Here is a 17,445-nt window from a genome sequence, read left to right as displayed (position 1 = left end):
GCGGACGGTTCGGCAGATGTTCTGGCCGATTTGGCCGAGGCCGCTCCGACGGACACGCCCGAGGATACCTCGGTCGCAGACGCCCTGTCGTCGATCCCTGAGGTTGAGGCGTCGGAAGAGGCGGACGGTTCAGCAGATGTTCTGGCCGATTTGGCTGAGGCCGCCCCGACGGACACGCCCGAGGATACCTCGGTCGCAGACGCCCTGTCCTCGGTCCCCGAGGTTGAGGTGTCGGAGGAGGAGGACGGTTCGGCGGATGTTCTTGCTGACCTCGCCGATGCCGCACCCGCTGAGCAGGCCGCTGACACGGCGACGGATGACGCCCTGTCGTCCCTGCCCGAGATTGACCTGCCCGAGGATGAGGACTCATCCGGCGATGTTCTGGCCGGTCTGGCCGACGCAGCCCCCGAGGATACTCCCGAAGATCAATCCGTGGACGACGCCCTTTCATCCTTGCCTGAATTGGAGGCGGCAGAGGAAGACGACCAAAGCGACGATATTCTGTCAGAACTGGCGGATGCGGCCCCGGAAGAGGCCGACGCCGGTGCCGAGGTTGAAGACGCGCTGTCCTCGATCCCTGATGCGCCGGAAACGATCGAGGAAGACAACTCGGGTATTCTGTCCGACCTGGCGGATGCCGCGCCTGAGGAAACGGAAGACGACACCGATCTGGATGATTTGCTGGGCGATCTGGCCGACGCCGCGCCTGAAGACGAAGAGGATACGTCAGCCGACGATATCCTTGCGACCGTTCCGGAGGTTGAAGCTGCCGAGGAAGAGGACGATTCGGACGACATTCTGGGTGAACTTGCGGATGCTGCGCCGGAAGACGTGGCTGAAGACGAAACCGATCTGGACGATTTGCTGGGCGATTTGGCCGACGCTGCGCCTGAAGACGAGGAAGGTACATCTGCGGACGACGTCCTTGCGGCAATGCCTGAGGTGGACGCCGAAGATGAGCTGGATGAGTTGGATGACATATTGGGCGATCTCTCCGACGCCGCGCCACAAGAGGATACCGACGACGGTGATACGCTCGACGATGTGCTGGGCGATCTGACCAGCGACACTGAGAGCGAAGAAGAGACTGAGAATGATGAGGGCGATCTGGATCTCGATCTGGATGACTTGCTGAGTGACGATGCTCCGTCCGATGATGACACCGATCCGGCGGAGGATGACGCGGACGATCTGGATCTCGATCTGGACGACCTGCTGAGTGGCGATGCTCCGTCGGGTGATGACGTCGACACGGCGGAGGATGATGCCGACGACCTGGATCTCGATCTGGATGATTTGCTGAGTGACGATGCTCCGTCCGATGATGACGCCGACACGGCGGAGGATGACGCGGACGATCTGGACCTCGATCTGGATGACCTGCTGAGTGACGATGCTCCGTCTGGTGATGACGCCGACACGGCGGAGGATGATGCCGACGATTTGGATCTCGATCTGGACGACCTGCTGAGTGATGATGCTCCGTCCGATGATGATGCCGACACGGCGGAGAATGACGCGGACGACCTGGATCTCGATCTGGACGACTTGCTGAGTGACGATGCACCGTCTGGTGATGACGTCGACACGGCGGAGGATGATGCCGACGACCTGGACCTTGATCTGGACGACCTGCTGAGTGATGATGCTCCGTCCGGTGATGACGCCGACACGGCGGAGGATGACGCGGACGATCTGGACCTCGATCTGGACGATTTGTTCGATGACGATACGCCGTCCGAGGATGATAAAGACTCGACCGAGGGTGATGCTGACGACTTGGACCTCGATCTGGATGATTTGTTCAATGATGACACGCCGGCGGGGGATGACTCCGAAACGGCTGATGATCTGGATCTGGACCTCGACGATCTGCTGAGTGGCGATGATGCGGAAAGCGGGGAGTCGGATGAGGCCGCGCCCGACACGGAAGGAGCCGAGCAATCAGGCGAACCGCAGCTTGCCTTTGGGCGGATGAGCGCGGATCGGCCGGACCCGGAACGTCTCAGGCGTACGCGATTCCGGATTGCCATATTCGGCGATTTCTCGGGCCGTTCGGCGCGGGGGCAGATCGAAACCGGGGACGCGTTGGCCGCGCGCAAACCGATCCTGCTGGACCCCGATACGGTCGAGGATGTGATCGAAAGCTTTGCCACAACGCTGGTGCTGCCGATTGGTAAGGACGGGGCCGGGATCGAGGTCAAGCTGAACGAATTGGACGACCTGCACCCCGATGAGCTTTATGAAAAGGTCGAGTTGTTCGACGGGCTGTCGGGCCTGAAAAGCCAGCTGAGCTCGGGTGCGACGGCAGATCATGCTGCCAAGCAGTTGATTGCCTGGGGTGAGGAATTTGGGCAGGCGGTGGTGCCGCCGCGCAAGACTTCGGGCGGCAATACGGTGCGCGCCGACCTGAAACTCAGCGATTTTCAGAAGCTGATCGGCGATACCTCGGGCGAATTGGCGCAAGCCTCGCCGGTGGATGATCTGCTGAAACGGGTGGTTGGCCCGCATATCCGCAAGCTGCCCAGCCCGGACGTGAGCGCCATGCAGACGGCGGTGGATGAGGCGCTGAGTGCGGCGATGCGGATGGTGCTGCATCACCCGGAATTCCAGTCGGTCGAGGCGCAATGGCGCAGCCTCGATCTGATTGCCCGCAGTGTCGAGGATGACGATACGCTGGATGTGATCCTGTATGATGTGTCCGCCGAGGAAATCGCTGCCGATCTGGCCGCCGAAGAAGATCTGGCCAAGACCGGTCTGGTGCGGTTGCTGACCGAAGAGCCGCTGGACGAAGAAAACGGGCGCGGCGGGTATTCGGCGATGATCGGGCTATATACGTTCGAGGAAACGCCGCCCCATGCCGAGCTGCTGGGCCGGATCGGTCGGGTCGCGGCCCATGTGGATGCACCCTTCCTCAGCGCCATTACCCCGGCCTATCTGGACATCAAGAAAGAGGACCGGCATCCGCTGGTGGTCAAAGCCTGGGATACATTCCGCGCCATGCCCGAGGCGGGGCATGTGGGTCTGGCCTCACCCCGGTTCCTGCTGCGCCGCCCCTATGGCGCCAAGTCCGAGCCGATCTACGAGTTCGATTTCGAGGAATTCACCGAGACCGAGGGCCTGCGCGGCATGCTCTGGGCCAACCCGGCGGTTCTGGTGACGATCCTGCTGGCGCGGTCCTTCAAGCAGAATGGCAAGGCGATGAAACTGGGCTCGGTCATGAGCCTTGGGGGCATGCCCTATCACTTTGTCAACGACCGCTATGGCGATCAGGTGGCGCTGCCTTGCACGGAACGCAATATCACGCTGGACAAACACGAACATTCGGTCCAGCGCGGCTATATGCCGGTGCTGTCGGTCAAGGGTCGCGATGAAATCCGGCTGGGTTCGTTCAACTCGGTGGCCGGGCAGGAAATTCTGGGGCCGTGGACCGGCGTGCCGGTGCCGGAACCCTCGCCCGATGTGCCGCCCGAGCCCGAGGCAGAAGAAACGCCTGATGTGGATGATTTCGATCTGGATCTGGGTGGCGACGACTCGGATGATCTCGATCTGGGCGGCGATGATGCGCTGGATCTTGGGACCGACGATTTTGATCTGGATCTGGGCGATGGTGACTCCAGCGATCTGGACGATTTCCTGTCCGGGTTTGGCGATGACGACGACGATGAAGAAGACGACGAAGAAATGGACCCGGAACTGGCTGCCTTGCTGGCTGATCTGTGACGGCATGGCGAACAAGATGTGGAAGGAACGGTAAATGGCTGAGAGTTTGCAAAGCAAGGAATGGCCGCTTCGGATCACCGGGTCATATACGTATGACGAGGATGAGTTGGTCATCCGCCGCGCCATCGTGACCGAACAGCTGGGCGAGTTGACGGATATTCAGGTCGAGGTGCTTTCGCCTGACAAGTCCATCGCGCTGGACAAGCTGCTGGGCAAGATCATGACCATCCATATGGCTGCCGCAGAAGGGGCCGAGCGCAAGTTTACCGGTACCATCGTGCGGGTCGAGCGCCTGGCGCTGCGGGACGGGTTCGTGCAGCTGCTGGTCGAACTGCGCCCCTGGTTCTGGATGCTGGATCAGACCACTGACAGCCGCATCTTTCAGGAAAAGACTGCCGTGCAGATCATCGAGCAGATCTTTGGCGAATACGGGTTCTCGGACTTCAAGAAAAGCCTCAGCGCGACTTATCAGCCACGCGAATATTGCGTGCAGTATCGCGAGACGGATTTCGACTTTATCTCGCGCCTGATGCAGGAAGAGGGCATCTATTACTACTTCGACTACTCAAAGGCAGAAGACAAGCTTGAGACGCTGGTGCTGTGCGACGATGTCTCGGCCCACAAACCGATTGAAGGGGACTCGTCGGTCGAATACCGCCCGGGTGACGATTACAAGCAGCGCCTGTCGGATTGCGTGTCCGAGTGGGCCAGTTCCCAGCAGATCGTGCCGGGTGTCGTGTCGCTGCGGGATTTCGATTTCAATACACCCAACGCCAAGCTGGAAGTGCGGGCAAATACCAAGACCAAGGCCACGCACAACCATAAAAGCCATGAGCTGTATGACGCGCCGGGGCATTACTACAAGGAAACAAAACTGGGCACGACGCGCGCTCAGGTGCGGATGGAGGCTGAAGATGCCCGGTTCGACCGCCGCCGGGCGCGCGCCTCGGTCCGCGCGATGGAGGTCGGACGGACGTTTACGCTGAAGGAGCATCCTGACAAGGATCAGAACGATGATTACCTGATCACGGGCGCAACTTATTACCTGCAGACCACCGAAGGTTACGGGTTCGAAAAGAACGAAAAGGATCTGGACACCGGTGCGCTGGAATTCCCCGACGATAGCGGCGAGATGTTCATGGTCGAGTTCGACGCTCAGCCGAAATCGGTCAAGTATCGCTCGGCACTGACGACGCCGTGGCCCGAGATCTCGGGTCTGCACACGGCGATTGTCACCGGCAAAAGCGGTGAGGAGATTTGGACCGACAAGCATGGCCGCATCAAGGTGCAGTTCCATTGGGACCGCGAAGGCAAGAAGGACGAAAACACCACCTGCTGGGTCCGCGTTGTGACCCCGTGGTCCGGCAAGAACTGGGGCATGGTCAGCATTCCCCGGATCGGGCAGGAGGTTGTGATTCAGTTTGAAGAAGGCGACCCGGATCGGCCGATCTGCACCGGTATGCTGTATAACGCCGATACGATGCCGCCTTACGCTCTGCCCGCCAATCAAACCCAGTCGGGCATCAAGACGCGGTCTTCGAAAGGCGGTAGCGCCGAGATGTTCAATGAGCTGATGTTCGAGGACAAGAAGGGCGAGGAACTCGTGCGCTTTCAGGCGCAGAAGGATCACGAGAAACTGGTCAAGAACAAGTCCACCATCACGGTCGGCTATGACAAGCTGGATGTGGGCGGCAATGGCGGTGATGGCTGTCTGAGCCAGGTGGTCAAGAAAAACGTGGACGAGACGATCAAGGAAGGCGATCACACCTTCACCATCGAAACCGGCAGCCAGAAAGTCAGTATCAAGACCGACCAGACCGAAACCATCGAAGGGAAGTCCACCCGCACCGTGACGGGCAACCATGCCGAGACGATCAAGCAAGGCAACCTGACGACCGAGGTCAGTCAGGGCGATAAATCCACGACGGTCAAGATGGGGGACATCAAGGTCGATGCCAAAATGGGCAAGATCACCATGACCGCCATGAAGTCGATCGAATTGAAGGTTGGTGGCTCATCGATCAAACTGGACCCGACAAGCATCACGATCCAAAGCACGATGATCAAGGTTCAGGCCAATGCTAAGCTTGATGCGAAAAGCCCGATGACCACGGTAAATGGCGATGCCATGCTGACCCTCAAGGGCGGCCTGACGATGATCAACTAAGGGGGGCCGAGTGATGAGCGATAGATTTACCGGAATGGCCAAGGTGCCTCAGGTCCCTGCTGCGCGGATGCTGGCGGACGCCCATGCGCGGCTGGCCACCAAGCTGGACGCGCCCGCCAGTGCGCCGTTGGACGTGGTGCTGACCGAGCTAGAGGAAAAAGGCGCAGTGGTCGACATATTGCGCCTGCTGGGCGTTGCCTTGCCTGCGCGGGAACGGGTCTGGTGGTCCTGTCTGGCCGCGCGCGACTATATCGGCGAAGCGCCGGACAACAACACACCGGCATTGGCCGCGTCTGAGGAGTGGGTGTTCCGCCCGACGCCCGAGAACCGCGAAAAGGCCGAAGAGACGATCGATCTGGCTGAACCCGATGACGAGACCATCAATTGCGCGATGGGCGTGTTATACTCGGACGGAACGCTGGGCACGGGGGATCTGGCGACCATGCCAGCGCCGCCCGGCGCGGCCGAGATTATGGCATTTGCGATGAATGTTGTTGCAATGGATATGCACGAAGATGACTTTGATGCCTATGTGCAGTTGCTGATTGATCGCGGCGTCGATATTGCTCGGGGTGGGAATGGTAAGCTGGACCGCACGGAAGGCGGTCTGGAGACGAAGGAGTAGACATGGGATTTCCACAAGCCCGCGTCACTGACATGCATTTGTGCACGCTGCCGGCCCCGCCGCCAGCGCCGCCGCCTCCTGCGCCGGTTCCGATGCCGATCATGCCGCCCTGCTGCCCTACGGTTCTGGTGTCCAAACTGCCTGCGGCGCGTATGTCGGATCTGGCCACGCCCGCTTTCCCGCATCCGATTGTCAAAGGGTCTGCAACTGTGCTGATCAGCAAGCTTCCTGCGGCGCGGGTTACAGATAATTGCGCCTGTGGCGGTCTTATCATACCGCCGTGCTGCCCTACCGTACTGGTCGGAGGATGAAGACAAACGCATGACGGTCACGTTGAAATTCCAATCCACCGGCGTTGTGCCGGGCGACGGGCGCCCGGTGTCGATGCAGGGAGGCTCTTTGACCGTCGGGCGTGGCCCGGCCAATGATCTGGTGCTGCCGGACCCTGAACGCACGCTGAGCAAAAGCCATTTCGTGATCGAGGATCACAATGGCAATGTGGTGATCGTCGATCTGTCGACCAATGGTACGTTCCTGAACTACTCGAAAATCCCCTTGGGCCGCACGCCGACGCCGCTGAACAACGGCGATGTGCTGACCGCAGGCGGGTATGAGATGGTGGTCGAGATCGGGGCCGATCTGCCCACGTTCGAGGAGATGATCCCGCAGCCGATGCAACAGGCCGGGGTGTCCCCGGGCCAGTCGCAGAACGCGCCGGACCCGTTGGCCTTGCTGGACGATGCAGGGCCGGGCGGGGATTTTCTGGATGACCTGCTGGGCGGCGATGCCAAGGGACCGGGGCAGATTGCAACGCCCGACCCGATGGACGAGCTGTTGCCGCCGTTGGACGATGATGACCCGTTCTTTGCCAAGCCCAAGGACGTTCACGCGGATATGGGCGCAAGCGATCCGATGCATAACCCGTCGGCCAGCGATGCGTTTTCGGCACCGCAGTCCGGGGGCGGGGCGAACCTGATCCCCGATGACTGGGATGATGACGATCTGTTGTCACCCTCGGGCGGCGCACCGTCGGACCCGTTTGCCGCGCCCGAGCCGCCGCCACCTGCGGCCCCTCCGCCGGAACCCGCGCCTCCGCCACCCGCGAAACCGACGCCCGGCGGTCAGGCTGATATTGCACCACCCACCCCCGCCGCGCCTGCGCCGGAGCCGCCAAAGCCTGAAACACCTGCGCCTGTGGCCGCAGGTGATCAGGCCGCGGCGCGGGCGCTGTTGGAGGCGCTTGAGGTGGACGACCTGCGCATCGACGATGCCGATCTGCCCGCCACCATGGGCCGCATGGGCCGCGTGTTGCGCGCGATGATCACCGGTTTGCGGGAAATCCTGATGACCCGCACTTCGATCAAGTCGGAATTCCGCATCGACCAGACCATGATCAGTGCGGGCGGGAACAACCCGCTGAAATTTTCGATCAGCCCGGAACAGGCCATCGAGGCCTTGGTCAAGCCGCGCGTCAAAGGCTATCTGGCCGCAGAAGAAGCCACCGAACAGGCGCTGAACGACATCAAGGCGCATGAGGTTGCGATGGTCACCGGCATGGAAGCCGCGCTGAAAGGCGTGCTGGCCCGGCTGGACCCCGAGGTGCTGGCGGGAAAAATCGAAGGCTCGGGCAAACTTGGGTCACTTTTCAAGGGTAAGAAGGCCCAGTACTGGGAAGTATATGAAAAGATGTATGCTGAAATCTCGGATCAGGCAGAGAACGATTTTCATGATCTCTTTAGCCGGGAATTCGCGCGCGCATATAAAGAACAGCTGGAAAAGCTGAAATAACGCCCTGATCAGGGCGGCAAGAACAAGGGAGGGCAGCCATTGTCCTGGGACAGCAAGGTGCTTTGGACCGAAGGGTTGTTTCTACAACCCCATCATTTCCAGCAGGCGGATCGGTATACCGAGGCGCTGGTGGCTGGCCTTGCGCGGCGCGTCACGCCCTATGCCTGGGGTGTCAGCGCGCTGGAGATCGACGATGAGGTTCTGAAGGTTGGGCAGTTTGCACTGAAATCCTGCTCGGGGCTTACCCCGGACGGGCAAGTGTTTCGTGTGCCACAAGCCGAAGACCACCCGCCCGCGCTGGAAGTGCCCGAAACGATCAAGGATTGCGTGGTCTACTTGACGGTGCCGCAGCGGCGGCAGGGTGCGTCTGAAGTTGATCTGAGCGGGGCCGAACAATCGGTCAGCCGGTTGCGCCCGGCGGAACAGGAAATCACTGACGTGATGAGCCAGCAGAAAAAGCCGGTGACGCTGGGCATCGGCAAGCTGCGCCTGCAATTTGCGTTGGCGGTGGATGATCTGGCCGACAAGCTGGCCATTCCAATTGCCAAGATCATCGAGGTACGCCCCGATAAGGAAATCATTCTGGATCGCGGCTTTATCCCCTCCGTTCTGGATGTACGCGCGGCACCCGCGCTGGCCGGGTTCATGAACGAATTGGAAGGGATGCTGTCGCACCGGATGCAGGCCCTGGCCGGGAGATTGTCAGAAGGCGGGCCCGCGAAGGGTGCCGCCGAGATTTCGGACTTCCTGCTGCTGATGACCATCAACCGCAACCTGCCGCTGGTGCGCCATTTCGCCAATATCGAGAATGTGCATCCCGAGCACGCCTACCGCGTCTGCGCCTCGCTGGCCGGGGAACTGGCCACCTTCATGAGCACCGAGAAAGAGGCCGTGCAATTCCCGGCCTATCAGCATGACAACCTTACGGAATCCTTCGCGCCGGTGATCCGCACCCTGCGCCAATACCTCAGCTCGGTTCTCGAGCAGACGGCGATTTCGATCCCGCTGGAGCCACGAAAATACGGTATCAGTGTTGGTGTCATTGCCGACCGCAAGCTGATCGGCAATGCGGGCTTCGTGCTGGCGGTCAATGCCGACATCCCCGCCGAAGACGTGCGGCGGCATTTCGCAGGTCAGGCCAAAACCGGCCCGGTCGAGGAAATTCGCCAGCTTGTGAACTCGGCCCTGCCGGGTATCACGCTGCGCCCGCTGCCCGTTGCGCCGCGCCAGATCCCCTACCATTCCGGCGTCGTCTATTTCGAGCTGGACGCGGCCAGCCCCTATTGGGGCAAGATGACAACTTCGGGCGGGATCGCGGTGCATGTCTCGGGCCAGTATCCGGGGCTGCAGATGGAGCTTTGGGCGATCCGCAACCAGTAAGAGTGAACGCGATCACTGGCTGCGCCGAAACAATTTGATAGGGCTTCCCAAGTGGGTCACACTTGTGACGTGGAAGCCTTGAGGAAACAGGTCAAACGATGTCCGACAAAGATCCTTTCGCCGAACCGGACGATACCGACAAGACGGTGATCCGACCCAATCCGGGCGGGCGGCGTCAGGCAGGCGGTGCGCCGCAACAGCCTGCTGCGCCTCAGCAACCGGCGGGGTATCCGGACCCGATGCAGATCCCGCAGCCGTCGCTTGCGCCGGAACCTGCTGCTGCGCCCGCAGGGGCTGGCTATGGCGTGCCCCCGGCACAGCCTCAGCAATCGCGGCCCGCGCCGGGCGGCGGCGAAGAGGTGGCGACCACCGGCATGAACAGGCTGAATGCGTGTGCTGCACCGCTGTTTTCTCTGATCAGCCGCATCCGCAACCGCGCCCAGCATATGGACCCCGACAAGCTGCGCCAAAGCGTCGTGGCCGAGGTGCGGTCGTTTGAAAACGCCGCCCTACAGGCGGGTATCGCGGCCCAGACCGTCAAGGTGGCGCGCTATGCGTTGTGTGCGACGCTGGACGATGTGGTGCTGAACACGCCCTGGGGCGGACAATCCAGTTGGGCCACGCAGTCTCTGGTCGGCACGTTCCACCGCGAAACCGTGGGCGGCGATCGCTTCTATGACCTTCTGGCCCGTCTGGAACAGGATCCGGCCAACAATATCGAGTTGCTGGAATTCGTCTATATGTGCCTGTCGCTGGGGTTCGAGGGGCGGTTGCGCGTCGAACAGGGTGGCTCGGACAAGCATTTGCAAATCCGGCAGGGCCTGGCCCGTATCATCCGCGGCCAGCGCGGTGCGATTGAGCGTGATCTGTCCCCGCATTGGGAAGGGGTCGACAAACCCTATCGCGCGCTCAGCATGTGGAAACCGGTCTGGATCGCCGTCGGCGTCACCGCCTTGCTGTTGATGATCGAGTTTGGCGGGCTGTCCTTCCTGCTGTCGAACAAGACCGAAAACCTGGTGGGTCAGATGTCGGTGATCGATGCAGGTCCGGTGGCTGAATTGCAGCGCCGCGCACCGCCTCCGCCGCCTCCACCCCCGCAGGCGCAGCCGCAGGTCGAGAAGGTGGTGGCCTTCCTGCAGCCCGAGATCGACGAAGGGCTGGTCGAGGTTTTTGAAAAGGGCAACACGCTGATCATCCGCATCAAAGGCTCGGGCATGTTCGGCTCGGGCTCGGACCATTTGCAGGACAAGTTCCGCGAACCGGTGCGTCGGGTGGCTGTGGCCCTGAATGAAGAACCCGGCTCGGTCATTGTGGCGGGGCATTCGGACAATGTGCCGATCCGCTCGTCCCGGTTCCCGTCAAACCTAGCGCTGTCGCTGGCGCGGGCGAAATCAGTGATGAACCAGATGGCGGTTGAGATGGGCAACCCGGACCGCCTGAGCGCCGAAGGCCGGGCCGACAGCGAGCCCATCGCCGATAACTCAACCCGTGAAGGCCGCGCGACCAATCGCCGGATCGAAGTCCTGCTGGTTCAGGAGGAGAACTGATGTATTTCCGCCGAATTCTGAGATACGTGTTCTTGTCGATCTACACCGTGCTGTTCTTCACGGCCACGGTGCTGTCATTCAGCCTGTTCTATTTTGGCCCGCTGATCGGGTCCGACGAGTGGCGTCCGCTGGACGGTACGGGCACGCGCCTGATCTGGTGTGGCGTCATCTATCTGATCTTCCTGATCATCGGGCTGACCATATTCTTTATCCGGCGCAGGCGTGAAAAGAAGCTGACCGAAGAGATCACGGAATCCGTCGCCGATGGCGGCGACATGATCGACAGCGAGATTGCCGAGCTGCGCGGTAAGCTGAAAACCGCGATGGCGGCGCTGCGCAAGTCCAAGAACGGGCGGCGGCATCTGAACGAGTTGCCGTGGTACGTGATGATCGGCCCGCCGGGTGCGGGCAAGACCACGGCCATCGTGAACTCGGGCCTGAACTTCCCGCTGGCCGATGAGCTGGGCAAGACCGCCGTTGGCGGGGTCGGTGGCACGCGTAATTGCGATTGGTGGTTCACGGAAAACGCGGTGCTGATCGACACCGCCGGGCGTTATACCACGCAGGAAAGCGATGCCGAGGTCGACAACGCCGCCTGGATCGGGTTCCTGAATCTGCTGAAAAAGTACCGCAAACGCCAGCCCATAAACGGCGCGATGATTGCGATTTCCCTGTCCGATCTGTCCTTGCAGGACGAGATCACGCAGAAAGAACACGCCAAAGCCGTGCGCCGCCGCCTTGAGGAGTTGCGTGAAAAGCTGGGCGTGCGTTTCCCGGTCTACATCCTGTTCACCAAGGCCGACCTGATCGCAGGCTTTGCCGAATTCCACGACAACTTGGGCAAAGAAGACCGCGAACAGGTCTGGGGCTTTACCCTGCCGCTGGACAAGTCGAAATCCGAGCAATCGCCGGTCGCGGCGTTTGATGACGAGTTTGCCCAGCTTCTGGGCCGTCTGAACGCGCAATCGCTGGAGCGGATGCAGACGGAAACCGACCCGCAGCGCCGCGCGCTGATTGCCGGGTTCCCAATGCAGGTCGCCTCGGTCCGCAAGGTGGCGCATGAGTTCCTGACCGAAGTGTTTCAGGACAGCCGATATCAGCACCGCCATATGCTGCGCGGGGTCTATTTCACCTCTGGCACGCAGGAAGGCACGCCGATTGACCGGCTGATGCTGGGCATGGCGCGCACCTTCGGGATCGGGCGTCAGGCGATCGGGTCCGGGCAGGGCTCGGGCCGATCGTATTTCCTGACCCGTCTGTTCGATCAGGTGATTTTCCGCGAGGCCGGTCTGGTCAGCGCCGATGACAAGGTCGAGCGGCGTTACAAGATCACCAAATGGGCCTCGATGGCGGCGACGGTTGTGGCCGCTGTAACCGTTGGTGCGTTGCTGGTGCGCAGCTTCATGGGCAACTCGGATTTGATTGCCGAGGCGCAGGAGGGCGTGTCCGCCTATCAGGCCGCCGCCGCGACCCTGCCGCCCAGCCCGGTGGGCGATACCGATCTGGTACCGGTGGTGCAGGCGCTGAACACGCTGCGCGATCTGCCCGCCAACCCGACCCTGTCTGACCCAGACCCCGAAACACGCCTGACCTATGGTCTGTATCAGGGTGACGTGATCGGGACGCAGGCGGCGCAGACCTATCGCGCGGCACTGAACCAGCGCTTCCTGCCGCGTCTGCTGCTGCGTCTGGAAGAGCAGATGAGCGCTAATATCAACAACGCGGATGTGCTGTATGAGGCGCTGAAGGTCTATCTGATGTTGGGCCTGCAGGGACCGATGAATCAGGATCTGGTCAAGGAATGGATGAATATCGACTGGACGGTTTCGTTCCCCGGTCCGGCGCGGGAAGAGTTCCGGGCCGATCTGAATGACCATCTGGACGCGTTGCTGAGCCAGCCGATGCGCGAGGTCGCGCTGAACGGCCCGATGGTCGAGCAGATTCAGGGCATCCTGTCCGAATTGCCGCTGGCGCAGCGGGTTTATAACGGCATCATCTCCAGCCCCGCCGCCACCGCGCTGCCCGAATGGCGGATTACCGAGGTTGGCGGCCCTGCCGTGGGCCGGGTTCTGGTGCGCTCCTCTGGCAAGCCGCTGAATGACGGTATTGAAGGCATCTTTACCTATAACGGGTTCAACAACGTCTTCGTGGGCGAGGCCGTTGGTGTTGCCAAACGAGTGCAAAAGGAAAGCTGGGTTCTGGGTCCGCGCGGCGAGGCGGAACAGACCGAACAGGCGCTGGCCGCGCTCAGCCGGGACGTGCTTGACCTGTATTACAACGACTATATCGCGCGCTATGACGCGATGCTGGGCGATATCGATATCGTGCCCATGGAAAGCCTGAGCCACGCGGTCGAAGTGACCAATGTTCTGTCCGGCCCCACCTCGCCGATTGTGAATGTGCTGAATTCGATCTCGGACGAGACCAAGCTGACCGAGACCCGCTCGGTTCTGGGTGACACGGATGCGCTGAGCGAGGGGCTGTCGGACGCCGCCAGCCTGGAGCTGCAATCGGCCACCTCGGTCCAGACGCAGATTCTGCTGGAGGCGCTGGCCAAAACCAGCGGTGCGAGCGTGACCGAGCCTGTGGCGGCCCCCGGTCAATATGTCGAGGATCGCTTTAGCTGGCTGCATGATCTGGTGGATCAGCAAGAGGGCCAGCCCTCGCAGCTTGATCTGCTGATGGGGTCGTTGACGGGTGTGTATCAGGAGTTGAACAAGATGTCGTTCAGCGGCGTCTCGGACGGTCAGACCGGTCAAGCCTTGCAGCAGTTCCAGCAAGAGGCCGCGCGCATTCCCGGCCCGATGGAACGCTGGGCGGTGCAGATCATCGACGGGTCCTCGGGGATCACCTCGGACAGCACACGGTCGTCGATCAACGCGCGCTGGCAGGCCTCGGTTCTGCCGTTCTGCGAGCAGGTGGTGACGGATCGCTATCCGTTCAATCGCCGGTCCGGTGCGGATGTGGCGATGGGCGATTTTGGCAAGCTGTTTGGCCCGCAAGGTCTGATCGACAACTTCTTCAACGAGAATCTGGCCAAGCATGTGGATATGCGCACGCGGCCATGGTCGTGGAAATCGGGTGTGAACGAGGCCGATCTGGGGATCAGTCAGGCCGTTCTGACCCAGTTCCAGAACGCCGCCGAGATCAAAGAGGCGTTCTTTGCCGGTGGTCCGCAGCCGCAGATTCAGTTCCAGATCATGCCCGAGGCGCTGGATCCCAAGGCCAAAGGCGTCAAACTTGAGATTGATGGCCAGTCGCTGGAATTCCGCCATCGCGGCGGGCTGCCCTCGCCCCTGGCGGTGACATGGCCGGGGTCGGTCGGGCTGGCGCGCGTCAGCTTCGAGCCGGAAAAGCGCAATATCGAAAGCGTGTTGTCCAAGGACGGCCCATGGGCGTGGTTTAGGTTGCTGGACGCAGCCGAGGTGCGGCGCACAAACGTGTCGGACCGCAAGAAGGTGATCTTTAACGTCGGCGGTCGGATCGCGATCTTCCAGCTGCAATCGGGCTCGGTGATCAACCCGTTTGCGCTGCCGGCGTTGCAGAACTTCAGCTGTCCAAAGTCGTTCTGATGCCAGCGGACGGGTTCGGCGCATTTGGCAAGATGCCCTCGGTTGGGGATTTCTTCCGGCTTGGGGTCTCACCCGCCTTTGTGCAGCCATGGGACGAATGGATTCAGCGCAGCATGCTGGCGGTGTCGCAGGTGATGGGCGATGCATGGGACGCGCATTACATGTCCGCGCCGATCTGGCGGTTTTGCCTGTCGCCGGGCTTGAGCGGGCCGCAGAAGATGCTGGGTGTGCTGATGCCTTCGGTAGACCGTGTCGGGCGGCGGTTTCCGCTGACGTTGGTGGCGCCGGTCTCGAACGAGGGATCGGCGATCCTGACCCATTTCCGCACGGATCAGACCTTTCGCCAGTTGGAAGACATCGCTTTGGCCGCGCTTGAAGATGACATGACACGCGACAAGCTGGCTGCCAGCCTGGCCGAACTGACAGTGCCGGTGCAGCAACCAACCGCCCCGATCCGCGGGTATGAGAGCACGATGGTTCTGACACGGGGCGAGGCCGCGGACAGCGTGCTGCCCGATCTGGCCGCCGGGTTGATGTCGCAAAGATATCGCACTCCCAGCATTTGGAGCACGGAAATCGGTGGCGTCCCGCGGATGATGGTCTGCGAAGGTTTACCGGCACTGGCAAACATGCAAGGCTTGTTCAACCTTCACGCCGCATTGTGGACCGAGGCAAGACCAATATGAATTCAAGTCACCGCGTTCGGTACAGTGCACGCAGCCATGTCGGTCACAAGCGCAAAGTCAACGAAGATTCAGTGCTGGCCCTGCCCGAGGAAAGCCTTTGGCTGGTGGCCGATGGCATGGGCGGGCACGAGGCCGGTGACTATGCCAGCCGTCTGGTGGCCGACATGGTGGCCTCGATCCAACCCGGTCTGGCCCCGTCGGATCGGTTGGGCGCTTTGCGCGACGCGCTGACCCGCGCCCATGCAGTGATCCGGCAGGAAGCCGCGGCGCGTGGTGGCAGCACCATCGGGACCACGGTGGCCTGTCTGATGCTGGCCAATGGGCATTTCGTCGGGCTTTGGGCCGGTGACAGCCGGATTTACCTGCTGCGCGGGGGCGAGATCCAGATGCTCAGTTCGGATCATTCCGTCGTGGCCGAGCTGGTTCTGGCCGGGCAGATGACCTGGGATGAGGCCGAGCAACACCCGCAATCCAACGCCATCACCCGCGCGGTGGGCGTCGGTGAGGAGCTGGAGCTGGACAAGGTCCGGGGCGAGGTACAGCCGGGCGACCGATTCCTGATCTGCTCGGATGGCCTCAGCAAATACGCGACCTTCGCGATGCTGCAAAAAGCCCTGTCGGAAATGCCGATAGAGACGGTCTCGGACCAGCTTGTGCAGGTGGCCTTGGATGGGGGTGGGGCCGACAATATCACCGTTGTGGTGGTGGATATTCTCTAGAATACGGATGGCAGCGCCGGGATCGGGGGCGGAGAGGGCAGTTGCATCCCCGCGATGCTGTCTTTGATCGCGCCAATGTCGAAATTACAGGCGTTGCATGGCCCCAACGGCAGACCGGGCAGGGATTTTGCCATTTTCGCAAGGGATTGCAGGGTTGGAAGCACAGGCATGGGCGGGGCCTGAACGCTCATGGACATGGCCATGTTCACCGCGCCGCTTTGTGCGGCCTGTGCACCTTGGGTGATGTCGTCGATCTTGGGCAGGGCGTCCAGTTGCATTTGCAGCGCCTGCGCATCCAGCGGTACGGGAATATTCAACCGGGCCACATAGCTGAGCATCGCATTGATCCGGGCCACGCCAGCGGGCGTCAGGGCGTCGGGGCCGAATGCCTCTTGGATTGTCGCCAGGTCCGACAATTGATCCGCCAGCGCCTGCAACTCGTCCAGCGAGATTGGCAGGTTGGGGATTGGCACCGTGGACAGGGCGGCCAACTGGCCCATCAGCGCCTTCATCAGATTCGGGTCCGAGAAGGCCGGCAGGCCCAGATCGCCCGGCGCGGTTGCCGCCGGGGCCAGCAGCGCCAGTTCCTTGGCCAGATTGAGCTTGGGCAGTGGCAGCGCAAAGGGCGGCAGCGTGATCCGGGGCAGCGAGGCGGCAAAGTTCAGCGCCGCCGAGCAGGTCCCACGAGAGCTTCCGGCCTCGCCCAGTTCCATTTCCGATTCAAAGGAATAATCAAGCCCGGCCAGCGCCATAGGGCAGATACCTTGTGCCCGCAGCGCCAAGGTCATCTTGGCGGCCAGCGTGATGTTCTGCATTTGCGGGCCGGGGATCTTGGGCATGGCCTGCGCCTGCGGCATGACATTTGCGGCAAGGCTCAGCACCGCTTGCTGGATTTCGGCCAGCAGGGCGCGCGGGTCCGCCAAGGGGAAACCGGTCGCCGCCAGTTTCATCATCAGCGAAATCGCTCCACCGCCACCGGGCGGAAGGATCGCGGGCAGGGCGATGTTGGGTGCCTTCGCGTTCATCGTCGCCCTGAGGTATATGTCCGGCGTCATCGCGGGCAACATGGCGTTCAGCTTGAGGTCCGCGCGCGCCTGTCCGCTGGCTGTGCCCTGCAGGCCCAGCAGCGATAACAGTTTCATCATCTGCGGCGGCACCGCCTGCACCGACAGGTTGGCCGTTGCGTTCAGACCGGGCAGCGTTGCGGCATTGGATTTGCAGAAACAGGGCATGACGCG

The 17,445-nt window shown here is 61.7% G+C and carries 11 protein-coding genes; 10 read left to right on the top strand and 1 reads right to left on the bottom strand.

Translation table 11 applies throughout. The annotated features are described in order from the left end of the window. Positions 1-933: 933 nt before the first annotated feature. The 10 genes from ACR0AC_RS11290 (at position 934) to ACR0AC_RS11245 (ending at position 16,207) form a co-directional block, all read left to right on the top strand. Positions 934-3,723: a type VI secretion system contractile sheath domain-containing protein gene (locus tag ACR0AC_RS11290; protein WP_480873613.1), complete on the top strand. Its 2,790-nt coding sequence runs from the start codon at positions 934-936 to the stop codon at positions 3,721-3,723. A 34-nt stretch (positions 3,724-3,757) separates the two neighbouring features. Then, entirely contained in the window at positions 3,758-5,890 is a 2,133-nt protein-coding gene (locus ACR0AC_RS11285) for a type VI secretion system Vgr family protein (RefSeq protein ID WP_480873417.1), read from the top strand. Between the two features lie 13 nt (positions 5,891-5,903). Further along, a complete protein-coding gene (locus tag ACR0AC_RS11280) occupies positions 5,904-6,515 on the top strand; it encodes a DUF6931 family protein (RefSeq protein WP_170622532.1) in 612 nt (203 codons plus the stop codon). A gap of 2 nt (positions 6,516-6,517) precedes the next feature. Continuing rightward, positions 6,518-6,826 carry a PAAR domain-containing protein gene (locus ACR0AC_RS11275; protein WP_170622533.1) on the top strand — a complete coding sequence of 103 codons (309 nt, stop codon included), beginning with the start codon at positions 6,518-6,520 and terminating at the stop codon, positions 6,824-6,826. Between the two features lie 10 nt (positions 6,827-6,836). Continuing rightward, a complete protein-coding gene (tagH, locus tag ACR0AC_RS11270; RefSeq protein ID WP_170622534.1) occupies positions 6,837-8,303 on the top strand; it encodes a type VI secretion system-associated FHA domain protein TagH in 1,467 nt (488 codons plus the stop codon). A gap of 39 nt (positions 8,304-8,342) precedes the next feature. After that, on the top strand, positions 8,343-9,683 hold the full coding sequence (tssK, locus tag ACR0AC_RS11265; RefSeq protein WP_170630620.1) for a type VI secretion system baseplate subunit TssK: 1,341 nt from the start codon (positions 8,343-8,345) through the stop codon (positions 9,681-9,683). Between the two features lie 98 nt (positions 9,684-9,781). Further along, positions 9,782-11,230 (top strand): type IVB secretion system protein IcmH/DotU, encoded by a 1,449-nt coding sequence (gene icmH, locus ACR0AC_RS11260; protein ID WP_170622536.1) that lies wholly within the window; start codon positions 9,782-9,784, stop codon positions 11,228-11,230. Then, a complete protein-coding gene (gene tssM / locus ACR0AC_RS11255) occupies positions 11,230-14,802 on the top strand; it encodes a type VI secretion system membrane subunit TssM (RefSeq protein ID WP_480584211.1) in 3,573 nt (1,190 codons plus the stop codon). Before icmH ends, tssM begins: the two co-directional genes overlap by 1 nt. Continuing rightward, positions 14,802-15,488, top strand: coding sequence for a type VI secretion system-associated protein TagF (gene tagF / locus ACR0AC_RS11250; RefSeq protein WP_480873414.1), 687 nt, complete (start codon positions 14,802-14,804; stop codon positions 15,486-15,488). Before tssM ends, tagF begins: the two co-directional genes overlap by 1 nt. Then, positions 15,485-16,207, top strand: coding sequence for a PP2C family protein-serine/threonine phosphatase (locus ACR0AC_RS11245; RefSeq protein WP_480873412.1), 723 nt, complete (start codon positions 15,485-15,487; stop codon positions 16,205-16,207). Before tagF ends, ACR0AC_RS11245 begins: the two co-directional genes overlap by 4 nt. Here ACR0AC_RS11245 and ACR0AC_RS11240 read toward each other — a convergent pair. Then, positions 16,204-17,439: a hypothetical protein gene (locus tag ACR0AC_RS11240; RefSeq protein WP_170622540.1), complete on the bottom strand. Its 1,236-nt coding sequence runs from the start codon at positions 17,437-17,439 to the stop codon at positions 16,204-16,206. The genes ACR0AC_RS11245 and ACR0AC_RS11240 overlap by 4 nt on opposite strands. Positions 17,440-17,445: the final 6 nt, after the last annotated feature.

Source organism: Ruegeria sp. H7 (genome assembly GCF_056532945.1).
This window is presented reverse-complemented; position numbering and strand designations above follow the sequence as displayed.

Coding starts and splice junctions, on each gene's coding strand:
- ACR0AC_RS11240 (WP_170622540.1), bottom strand. CDS start 17,439: ATGCCCTGTTTCTGCAAATCCAATGCCGCAACGCTGCCCGGTCTGAAC.
- ACR0AC_RS11285 (WP_480873417.1), top strand. CDS start 3,758: ATGGCTGAGAGTTTGCAAAGCAAGGAATGGCCGCTTCGGATCACCGGG.
- ACR0AC_RS11245 (WP_480873412.1), top strand. CDS start 15,485: ATGAATTCAAGTCACCGCGTTCGGTACAGTGCACGCAGCCATGTCGGT.
- icmH (WP_170622536.1), top strand. CDS start 9,782: ATGTCCGACAAAGATCCTTTCGCCGAACCGGACGATACCGACAAGACG.
- ACR0AC_RS11280 (WP_170622532.1), top strand. CDS start 5,904: ATGAGCGATAGATTTACCGGAATGGCCAAGGTGCCTCAGGTCCCTGCT.
- tagH (WP_170622534.1), top strand. CDS start 6,837: ATGACGGTCACGTTGAAATTCCAATCCACCGGCGTTGTGCCGGGCGAC.
- tagF (WP_480873414.1), top strand. CDS start 14,802: ATGCCAGCGGACGGGTTCGGCGCATTTGGCAAGATGCCCTCGGTTGGG.
- ACR0AC_RS11290 (WP_480873613.1), top strand. CDS start 934: ATGCCTGAGGTGGACGCCGAAGATGAGCTGGATGAGTTGGATGACATA.
- ACR0AC_RS11275 (WP_170622533.1), top strand. CDS start 6,518: ATGGGATTTCCACAAGCCCGCGTCACTGACATGCATTTGTGCACGCTG.
- tssM (WP_480584211.1), top strand. CDS start 11,230: ATGTATTTCCGCCGAATTCTGAGATACGTGTTCTTGTCGATCTACACC.